Here is a 16,023-nt window from a genome sequence, read left to right as displayed (position 1 = left end):
AATTAGATGAATGTCAACCCCAGCCTAGATGTAGTACATGACATCCACTTGCTGGTAAGCCTGCCGCCGATCGCACAAATCCTGAAGGGTATGCTTTTTCAAAACATCATTGGCTGCTGCGCAGGCCTCTAGCCACACTGAACGGATCAGACTACGCTCCAGATCGCCCTTTTCAGGCGGCTTTTGGGCGAGCTTGGACTCAATCCCCTCGATACAGTTGAGCACGTCCAAAATTGAGATTTGCCAAGGTGCTTTTGCCAGCAAGTAGCCACCCCGGGCGCCCCGCTGACTGCGAATCAGCCCCTTGCGGCGTAGGGTCGCCATCAGTTGCTCCAGATAGCGATCGGGAATGTTGTGCAGGGCAGCAATTTGGCGAATTTGTAGCGGCTCCGCCTGTTCATAGGCCGCTGACATTTCCAAGAGCGCCAAGAGGGCGTACTCACTTTTGGCAGACAGTTCCACAAGACGTTTGGCACACGCACGACATTGAGCAGATTGCCCAACCCATAGTATATCCTACTTCTTGATCGGGATTTAGGAGATTCTTAAGAATCTTCACCGTAGCGCTGGTTGCAACCTCGAGAATTCACGGCATTGCGCAAACGCCCTTCAGCAACTTCACTCGAAAAACCGGCTAGACTGAAAAGAGGCTCTAGCTTCATGCCCACGTCTGCCCGATGGTAAGAATTCTGGCCATTGAAACCAGTTGTGATGAAACGGCAGCAGCCGTAGTGTGCGATCGCGCCATTGAAAGTCATGTGATTGCCTCCCAAGTACGTGCCCATCAACCCTTTGGCGGTGTCGTACCGGAAGTCGCCTCCCGTGCCCACTTGGAAAACATTAACGGCGTGATCACAGCAGCGATGAGTGAGGCCGGTTGTGATTGGTCTGCCATTGATGCCATTGCTGTCACCTGTGCTCCCGGATTGGTGGGGTCGCTGCTCATTGGGGTTACGGCGGCAAAAACCCTTGCCCTTGTGCAGCAAAAACCGTTCTTGGGAATTCACCACCTTGAAGGCCACCTCTATGCCTCCTACTTAGCGGAACCGACCCTTGAACCACCGTTTCTCTGCCTCTTGGTGTCTGGCGGGCATACCAGTCTCATTGGCGTTTATGGCTGTGGCGAGTACCAACTCTTTGGCCAAACGCGGGATGATGCGGCGGGGGAAGCCTACGATAAGGTAGCACGCCTACTGGGCTTGGGCTATCCAGGGGGGCCAGTGCTCGATCGCTTGGCGCAGCAGGGCAATCCAGAGGCCTTTGATCTACCAGAGGGAAATATTCGCCTCCCCGATGGCAAGGTGCATCCCTACGATTCCAGTTTTAGTGGGCTGAAAACCGCAGTGGCACGACTTGTGGAGGAGCTGCGTCAAACCCATGATGAATTGCCGGTGGCTGACCTTGCGGCCAGTTTTCAGAAGGCGGTGGCACAGGCCTTGACCAAGCGGGCGATCGCGGCAGCAGTGGATCATGGATTCAAAACCCTCGCCATTGGGGGAGGCGTAGCGGCAAATTCTGGACTGCGACAACACCTGACTGCGGCTGCTGAACCCTTGGGGCTACAGTTGATTTTTCCGCCTCTGCGGCTATGTACCGATAATGCAGCGATGATTGGCTGTGCGGCAGTGGATCATTTCCAGCGGGGCGATCGCTCCCCCTTGGAGCTGACAGCCCGTTCACGCCTCAGCTTGCTGGAGATTTCTGCCCTCTATGCAGCCACGCCCCTCGCAGTGAGTTAATCGCGATCGAGCCTAAAAAGAACACCAGTTGACAGACCACAATACTCGGCCCCGATGGCCAATTCATCCCTGCTGACAAGAGCATACCAACAATGGCACTGCCTACCCCTACTAGGGCCGCCAAAACCACGTACTGCGAAAATTGCCGACTCCACAGGCGAGCGCCACAGGCGGGAATCACCACAAAGGCACTAATGAGCAATACCCCCACTGTCTTAATCGAGACGGCAACCACCAAGGCCAATAGGGTGATAAACAGCAGCCGCTGAATCCCCACCGCCGCCCCCCGCGCCACCGCCAAGGCCTCATTCACTGTGATTAACAATTGCACCCGTAACGTGAGCAGGATGAAAGTGCCGACAAGGGCGCAGAGCATGCCACTCATGACGAGATCGGCTGGGCGCACCGCCAAAATATCGCCAAAGAGTAAATTATTTAGCCCCCCCTGATAGCGATCGCTCATACTCAGCAAAATCACCGCCAGCGCTAAGGAGGCTGAGTAGATGATATTCAAGAGGGCATCCGTCCATAGTCGCGTATGCTCCAGCAGATAGGTCACCCCGAGGGCAAACACCACGGCAAAGGGCAGCAACATCACGGAGGGATTCAATCCTAGAATAATTCCTAGGCTAATTCCCAGTAGGGCTGAGTGCCCCAAGGCATCACTAAAAAAAGAAAGTTGCCGCAGGATTGTAAAGCTACCGAGGGCACCCGCCATCCCTCCCGTAAAGATCCCTGCCCACAGTGCCCGCTGCATAAAGGGCAACTGCAACAGCTCAATCATTCGTTCCAAAATCATGGGGACTTCTGTTTAGCACCTGCCAAAGAGGAATAGAAGAATAATATGCTATTGAACGAGGTGGTTGTGAGGATGGGGCTGCGTGTATCGTTTGCTGGCACCTGCCAAAATTAATCTCTTTTTACAAATTGTTGGCAATTGTTTAGATGGCAGTGGCTACCACGAGCTGGTAATGGTCATGCAGGCGGTTTCCCTCATGGATCGCATTGAACTCATCCCGCGGCGCGATCGCCAAATTAAAGTCCATTGCACCAACCCGGCTGTCCCCTGCGATCAACGAAATCTCGCCTACAAAGCAGCGGCCTTACTCCAGCAGCATTTTCCCGATCGCGATGGCGTTGAAATTTTCATTGAAAAACGAATTCCTATGGGGGCAGGCTTGGCCGGGGGTTCCACCAATGGAGCAGCGGTACTCGTGGGCTTAGATCTCCTGTGGCAGTTGGGTCTGACGCAAGCGGAATTGCAAACCTTTGCAGCGCAATTGGGGGCTGATGTGCCCTTCTGTCTGCAAGGGGGAACCGCCTTAGCCCTAGGGCGCGGTGAACAGTTGACACCCCTAGCGGATTTACAGGGATTAACTGTGATCCTAGGGAAGTATCGCTCCCTCAGTGTGGCCACCCCTTGGGCCTATCAAACCTATCGGCAAGAATTCGCCGCCACCTATGCCCAAACCCCCAACGAGCAGGAAAAAGCCCGCCAAGAGGGGGGATCCGCAACCCTGTTACAGGCCATTCAGCAGCGTGACATCGCCAAATTGGCCGCCAGCCTCCGTAATGATTTAGAGAAGGTAGTGTTGCCCCGCTATCCCTTGGTGGCAGAGTTAAAGGAGCAATTCCTCGCCGCTGGGGCGATCGCCAGCATGATGTCAGGATCTGGGCCAACAGTGTTTGCCCTAGCGCCCTCTGCCGATGAAGGTTACAGCATCATGCAACGGGTACGGCGCGCCCTACCAGACCCCGACCTTGATCTATGGATCTGTGAGTGCTGTCCCCACGGCATTCAGTTGGAGACGCCCTAGGCAAACTCCTCAAGATAGTCTTGAATTTCTCGGCGCCGTTGGGGCTGCCGCAACTTTTGCAGGGCACGGTGCTCAATTTGGCGAATCCGCTCCCGACTCAGTCCCAGCAGTGCCGCAATTTCCGCCATCTCAAGGGCGGGCTGCTCGCCGAGGCCATAGCGCAGTTCCATCACTTGCCGCTCACGGGGCGATAGATCACTGAGGAGTTGCTTCAAAGTAGTACGCAGGGACTCACGCATGATCACTTCATTGGGGGTGGGGGCAGTGGATTCAATTAGCTCCTGCAATTCCGTTTCTTGGTCGGAGCCAACCCGCTGTTCCAAGGCCACGGATTTGGGAACAGCCATGAGCACTTCCCGCACCTGTGACACCTCCAGATTCAGTTCTTGGGCAATGTCCGCTAGACTGGGCATCGCGCCTTGTTGAGCCGCAAGACGCCGTTGGGCACGCTTAATTTTATTGAGTTTTTCCACCATGTGAATGGGCAAGCGGATTGTGCGGCTTTGGCTAGCAACGGCACGGGTGACACTTTGGCGAATCCACCAGTAGGCATAGGTGCTAAAGCGAAATCCCTTGGTCGGATCGAATTTTTCAACGGCACGTTCTAGACCCAAACTCCCCTCTTGGATCAGATCTAAAAATTCCACGCCGCGATGTTGATATTTTTTGGCAATATTCACCACCAAGCGCAGGTTGGCTTGCAGCAATTGGGTTTTTGCCCGCTGTCCTTGCCGCTCAATGTGCTGAAGTTCACTTAGGGTCATATTCGCTGCCTTTGCCCAAGCTTGACGACCCGCCTGCACACAGGTTTGCAATTCAGCCACACTCATCTTAAGTCGCGCAGCCCATTGGGTACGGGTAAGGGGACGCCCCAACTGCCGCTGCTGGCGATCGCGCTCCGTAACAGCCGCCACATAGCGCTTGATCTGGGGGTCATCGGACTGATCTCGCACTGCGAGCAGGGCTTGGTACTGCTGAACCTGTTGGGCAAGGCGCAGTTCTTGGCTAGGGGTGAGCAAGGGCACACGGCCAATTTCCTGCAAATACTGCCGCACCAAATCCGTTGTCAATGGACGGTCGGACACGGGTTGAATGGGGGTAGCCACCATAGGACAACTCAACTCACAACATCGAGAATTCAGCTCGATAGTGGTATTCTCTGCCCTTGGCGAGGGGGAGGGCAGTGATGGAGCTGGTGCTTAAGTTGTGATATTGATCAACCTATTCTGTGCTTTCTGAGGCACCCGTCATAAGCTTTGTGGCTGAAGACGGCTGTTCCTTGAGAATCGTGGTATCAATCACGCAGGGCAATCGGGCAGCCTTGAGACCGCGCTTGATCACGGCAAGGGTTTCTTGAAAGAGGACAAAGAGGGGAAATTGACGATTGGCGCCCTCACTAAAAACATCCCGATGCTGCAAGGGCATATCCCAGCTATAACTGCGACTGAGGAGCACTTGGGATTGGCGCCAGCGGGTCAGCAGTTCCGTAAAGCTTTCCCCTGGCCGATGGATAAAGACCAGCAGTTCAATGTCGGTTTTGACTTTCCACTCGGGATCGCACAGGACAAAGACCAAATCACAGGGCACCATCACCGACTTCACTTGGGGACGTTGGTTCGAGGTTGTGGCGGCAGGAACCTGAATATGGGCGATCGGCAGCGGAATTGGAATTAAACTCTCTTGAGGTCGCCGCATACTGGGAATCATTTCTAGGTACGGGCGATATTGCCGCAGGAGTTCTGTCGCATGCAGCGGATCCGTGTAGCGAACCAAGGTGTGTTCGTAGAGGTTGGGGGCGATCGCCATAGCAGAAAGAGCTTGCAACTATTGCTATCCTAGGCGAGGTCACTGCGCCTCAACAAGCCAACAGAACTTTAATTCACCGCTTGCTGTGCCAATTGCTCTAGTTGCGGCAAATTGAGAATTTGGAGTTGTTGCTTGGCCGCATCAATCTTGATCCAGTTTTTCGCCACCAGTTTATCCAGCAGTTGATGGGCTTCATCAGGGCTAATGTTGGCCACATCCGCTAAATCCTTGATGGGCACATTGAAAATCACGGCTGTGTTGGCATTGCCCCCTGGATGCTGACCATAGCGCCGTGCCAAATTCACCAAGACATGGGCTAGTTTGACGGCAGGAGGTTTGTGCAAAAGTTCAATGCGCGTATTGGTCAAGCGTAGCCGCTGTGCCATCAATTGCAGCATCCGATAGTGCAGATCCGGCTCATGGCGCAGGACATGGACAAATTTTTGCGCCGGCACAGACAAAACTTCCGCTGGACACAGTGCCACCACATCTGTTGAGCGGGGTGATTGGTCAAGAATGGCCATTTCACCAAAAAAATCCCCCGGCCCAAGGATCGCTAGGGTCATGAAATCCCCATCAGCGAGCAGTCGCCGCACCTTCACCCAGCCTGAGAGGATAAAGTAAACCGCATTGCCCCACGCATCTTCAATTAGAATGGCACGCCCCGCCGGGTAGGTGTTATGCCAAGCCACTGACAGCATTGAAGAAAGTGCCGCCTCGGAACTGGCTGCAAACAGTGGAAAGAGTTGACTAAAGTTTTCGGCCTCAATACTTGACATAACGACCTTAAGTGGAGTTGTTCAAAGGTAAAGCTTCTTCCCTACGATACTAGAATACGCGATCGCCTCACTTCTCCCTTGCTAGCCACTGATTCTTGCCAAAGGTCTCGGTAAGGCTTTTGCAGAGAGAGGCCGCCACTTTTCCCCTCAGGATTCAATGGAGTGGAAAAAACTAGGCACCAATAACATACTTACGCCATTCTTGGTGAGTACCCGTGCGCACGTGCTTTGTAACCTCAAAGTATAGGCTACTAATGGGGCGCCGCGGTGTTTGCCGTAGGGGCATATTGGCCTCTTTTGGGGTGCGATTCCCCTTCTTGACATTACAGCGCACACAAGCGGTCACAATATTTTCCCAAGTGTCCCCTCCCCCTCGCGATTTGGGGATGACGTGATCAAGGGTGAGCTCATCCCCGGTATAGCCACAGTACTGGCAAGAATGGCCATCTCGATGCAGGATATTGCGGCGAGTAAGGGGAATTTCTTTGTAGGGAGTGACGACATAATGCCGCAGGCGAATGACGGTCGGCAAGGGAAAATTGTTGTAAACCATCTTGCCGTTGTGCTCGACTTGCTCCGCCTTGCCCTTGATTAAAAGGACAACTGCCCGTTGCCAACTCGTAATATTGAGTGGTTCATAGGAGGCATTGAGTACCAGAACCTTCGCCATATCCGTTGACACGCGGCATTCTCTCAGATGGTAGCATATCCTTTGTGATTGGAGTAACGCTAGGAAAGATTTTTGCAGTTCCCACTCTCCCCTAGGATCGTGATAGTCTGGCAGAAGCTTCTTCTTTGTTATTTGCGTTTTCAATGGCCACTGGGTCTCTAGCAGCACTGCTGCAACCGGATTTAATTCTTGAAAGCACCATTGAACAGTTGCACCCCAGTCTGTTGGAAAAATATCATCTGCGGGGCATGGTGCTGGATGTGGATGATACGCTCCTCCCCACGTGGGATGAAGATCTGCCGCCGAAAATTCTGGCGTGGCTACTGGAGATCAAGCATCAGATGCCGATCTGGCTAGTGAGCAATAACTTGAACCATCGCCGCATTGAACGTATTGCCCAGCAGGTGGAGTTACCCTTTTTGATGGGGGCAGGCAAGCCCTCGCGGCGTAAGATTCGTCAGGCCGTGCAAGCCATGAATTTGCCCTATGATCAGGTGGCCATGGTGGGCGATCGCCTGTTTACGGATATTCTCGTGGGCAATCGCTTGGGGATGTTCACGATCTTGGTGCAACCCGTTCTTGTCAAGCGTCTTGATGGTAAATCTTGGGTACGCAATCTGGAATTTTGGCTGGCACGACAGTTGGGAACACCGCTGGCGATCGCCCCCCCCGCTGAGAATTAGCCTTTTGCTTGTAAATAATTGACCAGTGCCCGTAACCCCAACAAATAACTATCAGCACCAAAGCCAGCAATTTGACCGATCGCCACCGGCGCAATGTAGGAATGATGGCGAAAAGTTTCCCGTTGATGAATGTTACTCAGGTGAACTTCCACAGTGGGCAGGGCAACCGCAGCAATCGCATCTCGTAGAGCTACGCTGGTGTGGGTATAGGCTGCGGGGTTAATCAAAATGCCTTGGGCACGCCCCATTGCCTCTTGAATCGCATCTACCAAGACCCCTTCATGATTGGATTGGAGGCAATCAATGGTTACCCCTAACTCCTGCGCCAAGGCTGCCAAAGATTGGTTGATGCTCGCTAGTGTCACAACCCCATAAATCCCCGGCTCCCGTTGCCCTAACAGGTTTAGATTGGGACCATGAAGCACCAAAATATGAAAGGCCAAGCTTAACCTAACCGTTCAAAACTGACTCAATGGTGTTGAATGCTGTCGCTCTATCGGCGATCGCGCACGGGAATCGGAATTGGCTCCAGCTCAGGGGTGGGATCGGCGCCACCTAGAAGTTCCAACAGTTTTTTTAACCACGATTTGAGGGTGTCAAGCAGGCTCTCTAGATAATCCATTGATGTCCCTACTGTATCGCTATAGAACTTGCAGATGCCCTGTGTCCTGAATAAAGACAAAAAAGGCATCGTAACTTTAAGCTAGCACAATCTTTTTGAATCGGCACCCGATCAATTTAAGACTGGTTAGGACTTCTGGAAGCCAAGGCCATGGCTGGCAGCGTAGCGATCCATAAAGCGAATAAAGCGATCCCACTCTTGGGGGCTGCGCATCGTGTAGGTGGCCTCAATGGCAACGGGCTGGCCGTTAATGAACTTGGCATTGACATCACGGGTAACAATTTCGCCTTCTTCGTCCACCATGTACATCCCCGTGATCTCCAAATTGCCCTCTTGGACGATTTTCGGGTTATCAAAGTAAAACATGGCTTGACCACTGCTGCCATCCCGTGCCCGCGTCAAACGCACATCGGGAACCACTTCTTCATCAACGCCACGGATAAATTGAATTTCTGCCATTGCACCAATACTTCAAGCAATACTTCTAGGATACCTGTATCGGGAACAACTTAAAGCAAGAAATCGCGCCGCAGGCTGTAGATCACCCATTCGGGTTGCTCCAGATGGGGTAAGACCCCTGCTTTGGGGATCACGTGAAACTGTTGCAGGCGATCGCGGGCGGTGGCATAGAGTCGCTCACCTAGAGAAAGGGGCGTGAGCTTGGCCTTTTCTCCCCAGAGGATCACGGTGGAGATCGTTAACTGGGGTAAATACTGGCTGAGATCAAAGGAGAGATTTCCCTTCAGGGTGGCCAGAGCTGCCCATTCAGCATTGGGACGACAGGCAGAGTGGAGGTACGCTTCTACGGTTTCTTCTTTAAGCCGCTGGGGGTCGGCAAAAATAAACTGGCTCAGGAAGTTGCGCACTGCCAAGGGGTTAGCAGCAGCAACGGTGTAAATGAGGCGATCAAGAATCGGCACCCTCAGCAGGGCATTGGCGATCGCCTGTCCTTGATCTTCACCAAAGTCATTGAATCCACTGGGGCAGACCAGACACAAACGCTCAAAAAGATGGGGTTGCTGAATCGCCAAGCGCACCACAATGCCCGCCGTTAGGGAGGAGGCAACCACCGGCACAGGGGAACCCAGCATCCGCAACAGTTCAGCAATCATTAGCCAGTAATCACTAGTGCTGTAGTCGCGGGCAGGGTGATCCGACTCGCCCCAACCAATGAGATCCGGGGCAATAACGCGGTAGCGAGCCGCAAAGGCAGGATACACCTGCGACCACTCGTAGTGGCTAGACCCACCCCCCAAACTGTGGAGAAAGACCAGGGGAGGGCGAGATTGCACCTGACCCCAGTAGCGATCGCTGGGGGTGTAATAGACCATACGGCCACTGCTGGTGCTAAAGCTCTGCTGGACAAACGTGGGCGGACAAAAGGCCATGCTACTTCAGAGGACGAATCAGGTAACCACAGCGATGTTCACCATCCACAAGCCAATGAGTGCGCTCCACAGCACAATCCCCAAGGGCGATCGCAAACATCTCTAACTCATGATTACAGACGGTGGGAAAAGACTGGGCAACGGCGGAAATTGCACAATTGTATTCCGTAAAGAGATAGGCACCTTGAGGCTCACTTACGGGGTAAAACTCTGCCATATACCCTTCCTGTCGCCGCAGGGCCACCAGTCGTGCCAAGCGTTCCGCCAACGTACCGCTTCCCATTTGCTCGCGATAGGCCAATGCCTTGCGCTGCCAAGCTGCCTGCAATACGTCCTGCATCTGCTCGGGGCCTAGGGTTGCTGCTACGGATTCCAAGAGTTCAACGGCAAAGCCCTTTGTCTGACTCGACTGTTGCCGCAGTTGCAGTTGCCGTAGTTCCTCTCGTCCCGCCTCGCTAATCGTGTAACGGTATTGGGGACGCCCCACCGTACCCGACAGGACTTCATAGGTCACTAGTTGCTCCGCCTCTAGATCCTTGAGGTGCCGCCGCACCGCTTGCGGACTAATCGCCAGTTGTGCCGCCAACTCCTGGGCACTGAGGTGACCGTCGCGGAGAAGGCAGTGTAAGATGTCCTGTTTAGTATCTGATGTGAGCGTCACGCAACGCCCCCTTGACTAAAACAACCGTTTTGTTGCTAAATTAGTCCTAGAGATAAAGCAACCATCTTGTTGCTTAATATACTCTAAATTTTGGCCATTCCTTCACCCAAGAGAACACTCGATGTCGGCAACGGTACAATCCCTCGTCAATCAGCCCTATAAATACGGCTTTGTCACCCAAATTGAGACGGAAACCATTCCCCGAGGTCTCAACGAGGACATTATCCGCCTCATCTCTGCCAAAAAGAACGAGCCAGAGTTCATGCTGGAGTTTCGCCTGCGGGCCTATCGCCAATGGCTGAAGATGAGCGAACCCACATGGCCACGGGTGAGCTATCCCCCCATCAACTACCAAGACATTGTCTATTACTCGGCTCCAAAACAAAAGGAAAAGCTGAAGAGCTTGGATGAAGTGGATCCCGTCCTGCTGGAAACCTTTGAGAAACTGGGGATTCCCCTTTCAGAGCAAAAGCGGCTGAGCAATGTGGCCGTAGATGCCATTTTCGATAGCGTGTCAGTGGCTACCACATTCCGTGAGGAGTTGGCCAAGCAGGGGATCATTTTCTGCTCCATTTCTGAAGCGCTCCACGAATATCCCGAGTTGGTGCAGAAATACTTGGGCAGCGTTGTCCCCATTGGCGATAACTTCTATGCTGCTTTGAACTCCGCCGTCTTTTCCGATGGCTCTTTTGTCTATATTCCCAAGAACACCCGCTGTCCGATGGAGCTATCCACCTATTTCCGCATTAACAATGGTGAGTCGGGGCAGTTTGAGCGCACGCTGATTATTGCTGATGAGGGCAGCTATGTGAGCTACCTTGAAGGCTGTACTGCTCCCATGTTCGATACCAATCAACTCCACGCAGCAGTCGTAGAACTGGTGGCCCTTGACAATGCCGAAATCAAATACTCCACGGTGCAAAACTGGTACGCTGGCGATGAAAACGGCAAGGGGGGCATCTATAACTTTGTGACCAAGCGTGGACTCTGCCTTGGCCGCAACTCCAAAATTTCTTGGACACAGGTGGAAACAGGTTCAGCCATTACTTGGAAGTACCCCAGTTGTGTCTTGGTGGGGGATAATTCCGTGGGTGAATTCTACTCCGTTGCCCTCACCAATCATTACCAGCAGGCGGACACAGGGACCAAGATGATCCACATTGGCAAAAATACCCGCAGCACGATTGTCTCCAAGGGGATCTCGGCAGGGCACTCCCAAAATAGCTATCGCGGCTTGGTGAAAATTGGGCCGAAGGCCACGGGAGCACGCAACTATTCCCAATGCGATTCGATGCTCATTGGTGATACGGCAGCCGCCAATACCTTCCCCTATATTCAGGTGCAAAACCCCACGGCACAGGTGGAGCATGAGGCCTCAACCTCAAAAATTGGTGAGGATCAACTTTTCTACTTTGCCCAGCGGGGCATTTCTACCGAAGATGCGGTCTCAATGATGATTAGTGGCTTCTGTCGCGATGTCTTTAACCAGTTGCCGATGGAATTCGCGGTCGAGGCCGATCGCCTGCTGAGCCTGAAGCTAGAAGGCAGTGTTGGCTAGGTGAATCTTTAAGCCGTTGTTCTCGGTGGCTAGGATGCTTGGGAATCTTAGCCATTTTTTTTTGCAACAGACGTGGCCGATCATGTCCCTGGAAACAGGCGCCACACTTTGATGGTGCTGTCTTCACTGGCGGAGATCAGTTGATCCTGACCAAAGACGACACTGTACACCGCGCCCGAGTGTCCCTTGAGGTTACGTAATGGCTGACCAGAGAGGGACCAAAGTTTGACGGTTTGATCGCCGTGACCACTGGCAATGGTGCTGCCATCGGGACTCACCGCCACACTAAAGACTTGCCCACCTTCGGTGCCAAACTGATGCTGAAGTTCTCCTGTGGCCAAGTTCCAGACTTTGATCCCGTCTTTGTCGCTGCCGCTCACTAGTTGGCTGTTGTCGGGAGTGAAGGCGAGGCTGTTGACATCGCTGGTGTGTCCTTCGAGGGTGCGCAGGAGGCGGCGCGAGGGCAAATCCCAAATGCGGATCAGCTTATCCACTCCGCCAGTGGCTAAAAAACGCCCATCGCGACTAATGGCAACGCTGAGCATGATGCCCTCATTGCCTTTTAGGGTAGTGATTTCCTGACGGCTAGGGAGATCCCACAGTTTGACGGTGTGATCATAGCTGGCACTGGCAAGGGTGCGGCCATCGGGACTGAGGGCTAAGCCATTTACAAAATCTTGGTGGCCAGTGAGGGTGGCTTGGAGCTGGCGATCGCTCACACCCCAGAGTTTGATGGTTTTGTCTTTGCTGCCGCTAATTACGGTTTGACCATCGGGCGTGATCACAAGGGCGTAGATCCAATCGGTGTGACCGGTGGCTTGTCCGAGGGCAGTTCCCGTAGCCAAATTCCAAAAATACAGCTTGCGATCGTCGCCACCACTGACGAGTAAATTGCCATCGGGACTAAGGGCGATCGCGTTCACTTCATCTTGATGGCCGCGCAGCGTCGTAGCGAGGGCAATTTTTTGCCACTTGGAGGTGGTTTCTGTAGGGGAGCCACCATTCTGATCGGGGGAGGGCGTCCAGCGTTGACTGAGTTGCCAATAGGCCAGTGCTGCGACCAAGCCGCTGATGACAAGCGTGCTCAAAAGAAGTCGCAGATCAGAACTGCCTTTGTTCCTCATCCGTCCCGTACCCCAATAGCTTGCGAAAGGGCTGTACTCTACATTAACAATAAAGGCTGTGGTGCGTTTTTGCGTACGACTTGTACGACTTGTGTTGGGCAACCCTATGGGATGGTTATCAATGAATACAACACCCCTTCGCGACTATGAGCGCACGGTTTATTTTGCTGACACGGATGCCGCTGGGGTAGTTTACTTTGCTAATCTGCTGCGGTTTTGCCATGAGGCCTATGAGGATGTCCTTGCCCAGTTGGGGGTGGATCTGCGGCAATTTTTTAGCAACAATGGCCTGATTGTGCCGATTACGGAGGCGCAGGTGCGTTGTCTTCAGCCCCTCTACTGTGGCGATCGCCTGCGGGTGACCATTGACCCCCAAAGACTGGATCACAGCCGTTTTCAACTCACCTATACGCTCTACAATGCGGGGGGCGATCGCGTGGCCATTGCCCAGACACAACACATTTGCCTGCAAGAACGCCAACGGGTCGCCATCCCTGAACCTTTGAGCCGCTGGCTAAAGTCCGCACTAGAGGAAACCAGCGATCGCGAGGATTAGGGGGATAATAGGAAAGATGTTGCGTCATAGCTCACTGCAAGAATGACCCAAACCTTTCGTGTTGAGATCCTGCACCAAGGACAAACCTACACGTTTGAAGCCAGTGCCGATAAACCCATCCTGCGATCGGCCACCGCTGCTGGCATTGATCTCCCCAGTTCCTGTAATGCGGGAGTGTGCACTACCTGTGCCGCCCAAATTCAAGAGGGTACCGTTGATCACGGCGATGCCATGGGGCTGAGTCCCGAACTGCGGGAAAAAGGTTATGTGCTCCTCTGTGTGGCTCGCCCCTGTTCAGATCTCAAACTCATCTCTGAAAAAGAGGAAGAGGTCTATAACTTCCAATTTGGTCAATTCCAGAAAGCGTAGGCCTATGGAGGAGTCCCCCCTGCCCGATGAGCCTCTGAGTCGTACGCAGGTCTTAGTGGCCATGGCGTTGACGGCCATCCTGTGGCTGATTTTGGCGCGGGTGTGGTTATTGACCCCCTTTTCCGCGGGACTTCTGCCGCTGCGCTGGGATGGTTGGGCAGTGGTTTTAGGGATTGTCCTCTGCTTAGGAATTACGGGGATGGGGGCTATTTTGTATCGGCTCTGGCCCGCCTACCGCCATGCGTCGGATACCTACCTGAAACTGGTACTTTCACCGCTGCTGTGGCCTGATTTATTTTGGATTGGCATTCTGCCCGGCCTCAGTGAAGAGCTGCTCTTTCGCGGGGTGCTCCTACCAAGCTTGGGTCTCAACTGGGCAGGGATTATCGGTAGCTCGGTGTGCTTTGGTATTTTGCACGCTGGATCGCGGCAGCAGTGGCCCTATGCCCTGTGGGCAACCATTGTGGGCGGGCTGTTTGCCTATAGTGCCGTCGCAATGAATAATTTACTCCTAGCGATCGTCGCCCATACCTGTACTAATTGGCTGGCGGCTACGCTTTGGAAAGTCTCCTTTTTGCGATCGTCTCCCCATCAACCCTAGCGCTGGTGCCCCAGCACCCGAAAGACCTCCTGTTGCTCAAAGAGTTCAACGAGATCGGGATTAATCTTAAATTCCTTGGCCTCCTGCCACAGAATCTCTAGGGCCGCATCCACGGGTAGGCTCTTTTTGTAGGGGCGATCCTTGGCCGTCAGGGCATCGTAAATATCGGCGATCGCCAGCATCTGGGTTTGCAAAGGAATCTCCGCCGCCCCAATACCTCGCGGGTAGCCACTGCCATTCAATCGCTCATGGTGACCATAGGCAATGATCGGCACATTTTTTAGGTGGGGTGTCCAGGGAATGCGAGAGAGAAATTGGTAGGTATAGGTCACGTGGGCTTCAATGAGCCGCCGCTCCTGTTGGGTAAGATTCCCTCGCCGCACCAAGAGTTGCTCGAGTTCGCTGGCCGTAATCAGGGGATGGAGTTGCCCATCAATGCCGCGGTAATAAAACTGGGTTAATTCCTGAAGGCGGGCAAGGGGCTCTTCATCAAGAATTTGCGGCTCATTGGCCTGCTCGAGCAACTGCCAATAGACTTCGAGGGTGAGCAGTTGTTGGCGGAGTTCCTGATCGAGGTGCCGTAAAAAGGCGCAGTGGTGACAGGCCTGTTCTGGGCTATGAACCGTGTGGGGATGGCACAGGAGATAGTTCACCTTGGCTTGAGCCGTTTCCATTTCTAGGGTGCGGCGCACAAGGGCAAACCGTTGGCGAATCACCTCCAGTTGCTCAGGGAAAAATTTCTTTTGCTTGTTGAGAATGGCTTCAGGGACGGCCACCTTACCAAAATCATGGAGCAGCGCTGCATAGCGAATCTCTTGCAGTTGGCGATCGCTAAAGGAGACTTCCCGAAAGACCCCCCTTGAGGTTGCATGGGTGATCTCCGCTAGGCGTACTGTCAGTGCTGCCACCCGTTCCGAATGTCCCGCCGTGGTGGGATCCCGCACCTCAATTGCTTGTACTGAGGCGGTGACAAAGCCCTCAAAGAGCTGTTCAATACTTTCTAGGAGATGGTTGCGCTCAATAATCACAGCCGCCTGACTGGCCAGCGATCGCACAATGTGTTCTTCCCAAGGGCTATAGGGTTGGGTGAGAGCCACAGTGGTTTCTGGCGTCAGCAGGGTGTCGGGCGATCGCTTGCGGTTAATCAGTTGCAGAACGCCAATCACCTCACCACTGACATTTTGCATCGGCACCACCAGCACCGAGCAGGTTCGATAGCGCAGGGCTTCATCAAAAGAACGATTGAATTGGTACAGCTCGTTTCCCGCTAGGGCATACACATCGGGAATATTCAGGGATTCCCCCGTGAGGGCGGCATAGCCCACCAAGCTATCAGGGGTGAGGGGGACTGTAGTGTCCTGTACCTGCTCAGGGAGAGCAACACTATCATTTTGAGCCGCCTTAAATTCCAGAACTGCCCGTTCGCCCTGAACTAGAAAAATTGTGCCGGCATCGCTAGCGGTAATTTGGCGACTTTTCGTGAGAATGAGATGCAGTAGTTCCTCTAGGGATTGGCTCGCGGAAAGGGCAATGCCAATTTCCAGAAGCTGATCAACAAGCGTTTCGGCACTCGATCCAAGCACCGCTCGTTCAAGGGGACTGACAATCATCGCAAAAGACCCGTGAGGAATGCGCCCATTATAGATGCGT

The 16,023-nt window shown here is 53.5% G+C and carries 20 protein-coding genes; 7 read left to right on the top strand and 13 right to left on the bottom strand.

Annotation, left to right across the window (positions count from 1 at the left end):
* Nucleotides 1-24: 24 nt before the first annotated feature.
* A complete protein-coding gene (locus RHH53_RS09670) occupies nucleotides 25-462 on the bottom strand; it encodes an Rrf2 family transcriptional regulator (RefSeq protein WP_149818936.1) in 438 nt (145 codons plus the stop codon).
* 215 nt (nucleotides 463-677) lie between these two features.
* Between RHH53_RS09670 and tsaD the strand changes: the two genes are divergently transcribed.
* A complete protein-coding gene (gene tsaD / locus RHH53_RS09665) occupies nucleotides 678-1,739 on the top strand; it encodes a tRNA (adenosine(37)-N6)-threonylcarbamoyltransferase complex transferase subunit TsaD (RefSeq protein WP_302678173.1) in 1,062 nt (353 codons plus the stop codon).
* On the opposite strand, the gene RHH53_RS09660 is transcribed toward tsaD, so the two are convergent.
* Entirely contained in the window at nucleotides 1,684-2,538 is an 855-nt protein-coding gene (locus tag RHH53_RS09660; RefSeq protein ID WP_149818932.1) for a metal ABC transporter permease, read from the bottom strand. The genes tsaD and RHH53_RS09660 overlap by 56 nt on opposite strands.
* 82 nt (nucleotides 2,539-2,620) lie before the next feature.
* On the opposite strand from RHH53_RS09660, the gene ispE reads away from it, so the two are divergent.
* Complete coding sequence (ispE, locus tag RHH53_RS09655) at nucleotides 2,621-3,556, top strand: 4-(cytidine 5'-diphospho)-2-C-methyl-D-erythritol kinase (RefSeq protein WP_206199976.1); 936 nt, start codon at nucleotides 2,621-2,623, stop codon at nucleotides 3,554-3,556.
* On the opposite strand, the gene RHH53_RS09650 is transcribed toward ispE, so the two are convergent.
* The 4 genes from RHH53_RS09650 to RHH53_RS09635 all read right to left on the bottom strand — a co-directional run bounded on the left by RHH53_RS09650 (nucleotide 3,553) and on the right by RHH53_RS09635 (nucleotide 6,811).
* Nucleotides 3,553-4,665 (bottom strand): RNA polymerase sigma factor, RpoD/SigA family, encoded by a 1,113-nt coding sequence (locus RHH53_RS09650; protein WP_149818928.1) that lies wholly within the window; start codon nucleotides 4,663-4,665, stop codon nucleotides 3,553-3,555. The two genes, ispE and RHH53_RS09650, sit on opposite strands and share 4 nt — an antisense overlap.
* A gap of 112 nt (nucleotides 4,666-4,777) precedes the next feature.
* Nucleotides 4,778-5,362 (bottom strand): hypothetical protein, encoded by a 585-nt coding sequence (locus tag RHH53_RS09645; RefSeq protein WP_302677762.1) that lies wholly within the window; start codon nucleotides 5,360-5,362, stop codon nucleotides 4,778-4,780.
* A gap of 68 nt (nucleotides 5,363-5,430) precedes the next feature.
* A complete protein-coding gene (locus RHH53_RS09640; RefSeq protein WP_206199973.1) occupies nucleotides 5,431-6,141 on the bottom strand; it encodes a Crp/Fnr family transcriptional regulator in 711 nt (236 codons plus the stop codon).
* A gap of 172 nt (nucleotides 6,142-6,313) precedes the next feature.
* A complete protein-coding gene (locus RHH53_RS09635; protein WP_206199972.1) occupies nucleotides 6,314-6,811 on the bottom strand; it encodes an HNH endonuclease in 498 nt (165 codons plus the stop codon).
* 143 nt (nucleotides 6,812-6,954) lie between these two features.
* Here RHH53_RS09635 and RHH53_RS09630 point away from each other — a divergent pair, with 143 nt between their 5' ends.
* The gene (locus RHH53_RS09630; protein ID WP_206199971.1) at nucleotides 6,955-7,494 is read left to right on the top strand and encodes a YqeG family HAD IIIA-type phosphatase; all 540 of its coding nucleotides are present in this window, start codon (nucleotides 6,955-6,957) and stop codon (nucleotides 7,492-7,494) included.
* Here RHH53_RS09630 and aroQ read toward each other — a convergent pair.
* The 5 genes from aroQ to sufR form a co-directional block, all read right to left on the bottom strand.
* A complete protein-coding gene (gene aroQ / locus RHH53_RS09625) occupies nucleotides 7,491-7,937 on the bottom strand; it encodes a type II 3-dehydroquinate dehydratase (protein WP_310743723.1) in 447 nt (148 codons plus the stop codon). The genes RHH53_RS09630 and aroQ overlap by 4 nt on opposite strands.
* Before the next feature lie 50 nt (nucleotides 7,938-7,987).
* Nucleotides 7,988-8,116 carry a hypothetical protein gene (locus tag RHH53_RS09620; RefSeq protein ID WP_255451719.1) on the bottom strand — a complete coding sequence of 43 codons (129 nt, stop codon included), beginning with the start codon at nucleotides 8,114-8,116 and terminating at the stop codon, nucleotides 7,988-7,990.
* Nucleotides 8,117-8,242: 126 nt separating this feature from the next.
* On the bottom strand, nucleotides 8,243-8,575 hold the full coding sequence (gene psb28 / locus RHH53_RS09615) for a photosystem II reaction center protein Psb28 (protein WP_149818920.1): 333 nt from the start codon (nucleotides 8,573-8,575) through the stop codon (nucleotides 8,243-8,245).
* Between the two features lie 50 nt (nucleotides 8,576-8,625).
* Nucleotides 8,626-9,504, bottom strand: coding sequence for an alpha/beta fold hydrolase (locus RHH53_RS09610; RefSeq protein ID WP_206199970.1), 879 nt, complete (start codon nucleotides 9,502-9,504; stop codon nucleotides 8,626-8,628).
* Between the two features lies 1 nt (nucleotide 9,505).
* Nucleotides 9,506-10,165 carry an iron-sulfur cluster biosynthesis transcriptional regulator SufR gene (gene sufR / locus RHH53_RS09605; protein WP_149818916.1) on the bottom strand — a complete coding sequence of 220 codons (660 nt, stop codon included), beginning with the start codon at nucleotides 10,163-10,165 and terminating at the stop codon, nucleotides 9,506-9,508.
* Nucleotides 10,166-10,286: 121 nt separating this feature from the next.
* Here sufR and sufB point away from each other — a divergent pair, with 121 nt between their 5' ends.
* Nucleotides 10,287-11,723 carry a Fe-S cluster assembly protein SufB gene (sufB, locus tag RHH53_RS09600; protein WP_206199969.1) on the top strand — a complete coding sequence of 479 codons (1,437 nt, stop codon included), beginning with the start codon at nucleotides 10,287-10,289 and terminating at the stop codon, nucleotides 11,721-11,723.
* An 80-nt stretch (nucleotides 11,724-11,803) separates the two neighbouring features.
* Here the strand turns inward: sufB and RHH53_RS09595 are convergent, their stop codons facing one another.
* Nucleotides 11,804-12,811 carry a WD40 repeat domain-containing protein gene (locus RHH53_RS09595; RefSeq protein WP_302677765.1) on the bottom strand — a complete coding sequence of 336 codons (1,008 nt, stop codon included), beginning with the start codon at nucleotides 12,809-12,811 and terminating at the stop codon, nucleotides 11,804-11,806.
* A gap of 157 nt (nucleotides 12,812-12,968) precedes the next feature.
* Here RHH53_RS09595 and RHH53_RS09590 point away from each other — a divergent pair, with 157 nt between their 5' ends.
* The 3 genes from RHH53_RS09590 to RHH53_RS09580 are packed head-to-tail and all read left to right on the top strand — an operon-like array spanning nucleotide 12,969 to nucleotide 14,373.
* On the top strand, nucleotides 12,969-13,403 hold the full coding sequence (locus RHH53_RS09590; protein ID WP_310742965.1) for a thioesterase family protein: 435 nt from the start codon (nucleotides 12,969-12,971) through the stop codon (nucleotides 13,401-13,403).
* A 42-nt stretch (nucleotides 13,404-13,445) separates the two neighbouring features.
* A complete protein-coding gene (locus tag RHH53_RS09585) occupies nucleotides 13,446-13,772 on the top strand; it encodes a 2Fe-2S iron-sulfur cluster-binding protein (RefSeq protein WP_149818908.1) in 327 nt (108 codons plus the stop codon).
* A 4-nt stretch (nucleotides 13,773-13,776) separates the two neighbouring features.
* A complete protein-coding gene (locus tag RHH53_RS09580) occupies nucleotides 13,777-14,373 on the top strand; it encodes a CPBP family intramembrane glutamic endopeptidase (RefSeq protein WP_206199966.1) in 597 nt (198 codons plus the stop codon).
* On the opposite strand, the gene RHH53_RS09575 is transcribed toward RHH53_RS09580, so the two are convergent.
* Nucleotides 14,370-15,983 carry an HD domain-containing phosphohydrolase gene (locus RHH53_RS09575; protein ID WP_310743722.1) on the bottom strand — a complete coding sequence of 538 codons (1,614 nt, stop codon included), beginning with the start codon at nucleotides 15,981-15,983 and terminating at the stop codon, nucleotides 14,370-14,372. The two genes, RHH53_RS09580 and RHH53_RS09575, sit on opposite strands and share 4 nt — an antisense overlap.
* Nucleotides 15,984-16,023: the final 40 nt, after the last annotated feature.

The sequence above is a fragment of the Thermosynechococcus sp. PKX82 genome (genome assembly GCF_031583255.1).
Classification (GTDB): domain Bacteria; phylum Cyanobacteriota; class Cyanobacteriia; order Thermosynechococcales; family Thermosynechococcaceae; genus Thermosynechococcus.
This window is presented reverse-complemented; position numbering and strand designations above follow the sequence as displayed.

Bases quoted from the DNA above. Each gene is read 5' to 3' on its own strand.
- tsaD (WP_302678173.1), top strand. From the start codon at position 678: ATGGTAAGAATTCTGGCCATTGAAACCAGTTGTGATGAAACGGCAGCA.
- RHH53_RS09660 (WP_149818932.1), bottom strand. From the start codon at position 2,538: ATGATTTTGGAACGAATGATTGAGCTGTTGCAGTTGCCCTTTATGCAG.
- RHH53_RS09650 (WP_149818928.1), bottom strand. From the start codon at position 4,665: ATGGTGGCTACCCCCATTCAACCCGTGTCCGACCGTCCATTGACAACG.
- RHH53_RS09645 (WP_302677762.1), bottom strand. From the start codon at position 5,362: ATGGCGATCGCCCCCAACCTCTACGAACACACCTTGGTTCGCTACACG.
- RHH53_RS09640 (WP_206199973.1), bottom strand. From the start codon at position 6,141: ATGTCAAGTATTGAGGCCGAAAACTTTAGTCAACTCTTTCCACTGTTT.
- RHH53_RS09635 (WP_206199972.1), bottom strand. From the start codon at position 6,811: ATGGCGAAGGTTCTGGTACTCAATGCCTCCTATGAACCACTCAATATT.
- RHH53_RS09630 (WP_206199971.1), top strand. From the start codon at position 6,955: ATGGCCACTGGGTCTCTAGCAGCACTGCTGCAACCGGATTTAATTCTT.
- RHH53_RS09620 (WP_255451719.1), bottom strand. From the start codon at position 8,116: ATGGATTATCTAGAGAGCCTGCTTGACACCCTCAAATCGTGGTTAAAA.
- psb28 (WP_149818920.1), bottom strand. From the start codon at position 8,575: ATGGCAGAAATTCAATTTATCCGTGGCGTTGATGAAGAAGTGGTTCCC.
- RHH53_RS09610 (WP_206199970.1), bottom strand. From the start codon at position 9,504: ATGGCCTTTTGTCCGCCCACGTTTGTCCAGCAGAGCTTTAGCACCAGC.
- sufB (WP_206199969.1), top strand. From the start codon at position 10,287: ATGTCGGCAACGGTACAATCCCTCGTCAATCAGCCCTATAAATACGGC.
- RHH53_RS09590 (WP_310742965.1), top strand. From the start codon at position 12,969: ATGAATACAACACCCCTTCGCGACTATGAGCGCACGGTTTATTTTGCT.
- RHH53_RS09585 (WP_149818908.1), top strand. From the start codon at position 13,446: ATGACCCAAACCTTTCGTGTTGAGATCCTGCACCAAGGACAAACCTAC.
- RHH53_RS09580 (WP_206199966.1), top strand. From the start codon at position 13,777: ATGGAGGAGTCCCCCCTGCCCGATGAGCCTCTGAGTCGTACGCAGGTC.
- RHH53_RS09575 (WP_310743722.1), bottom strand. From the start codon at position 15,983: ATGATTGTCAGTCCCCTTGAACGAGCGGTGCTTGGATCGAGTGCCGAA.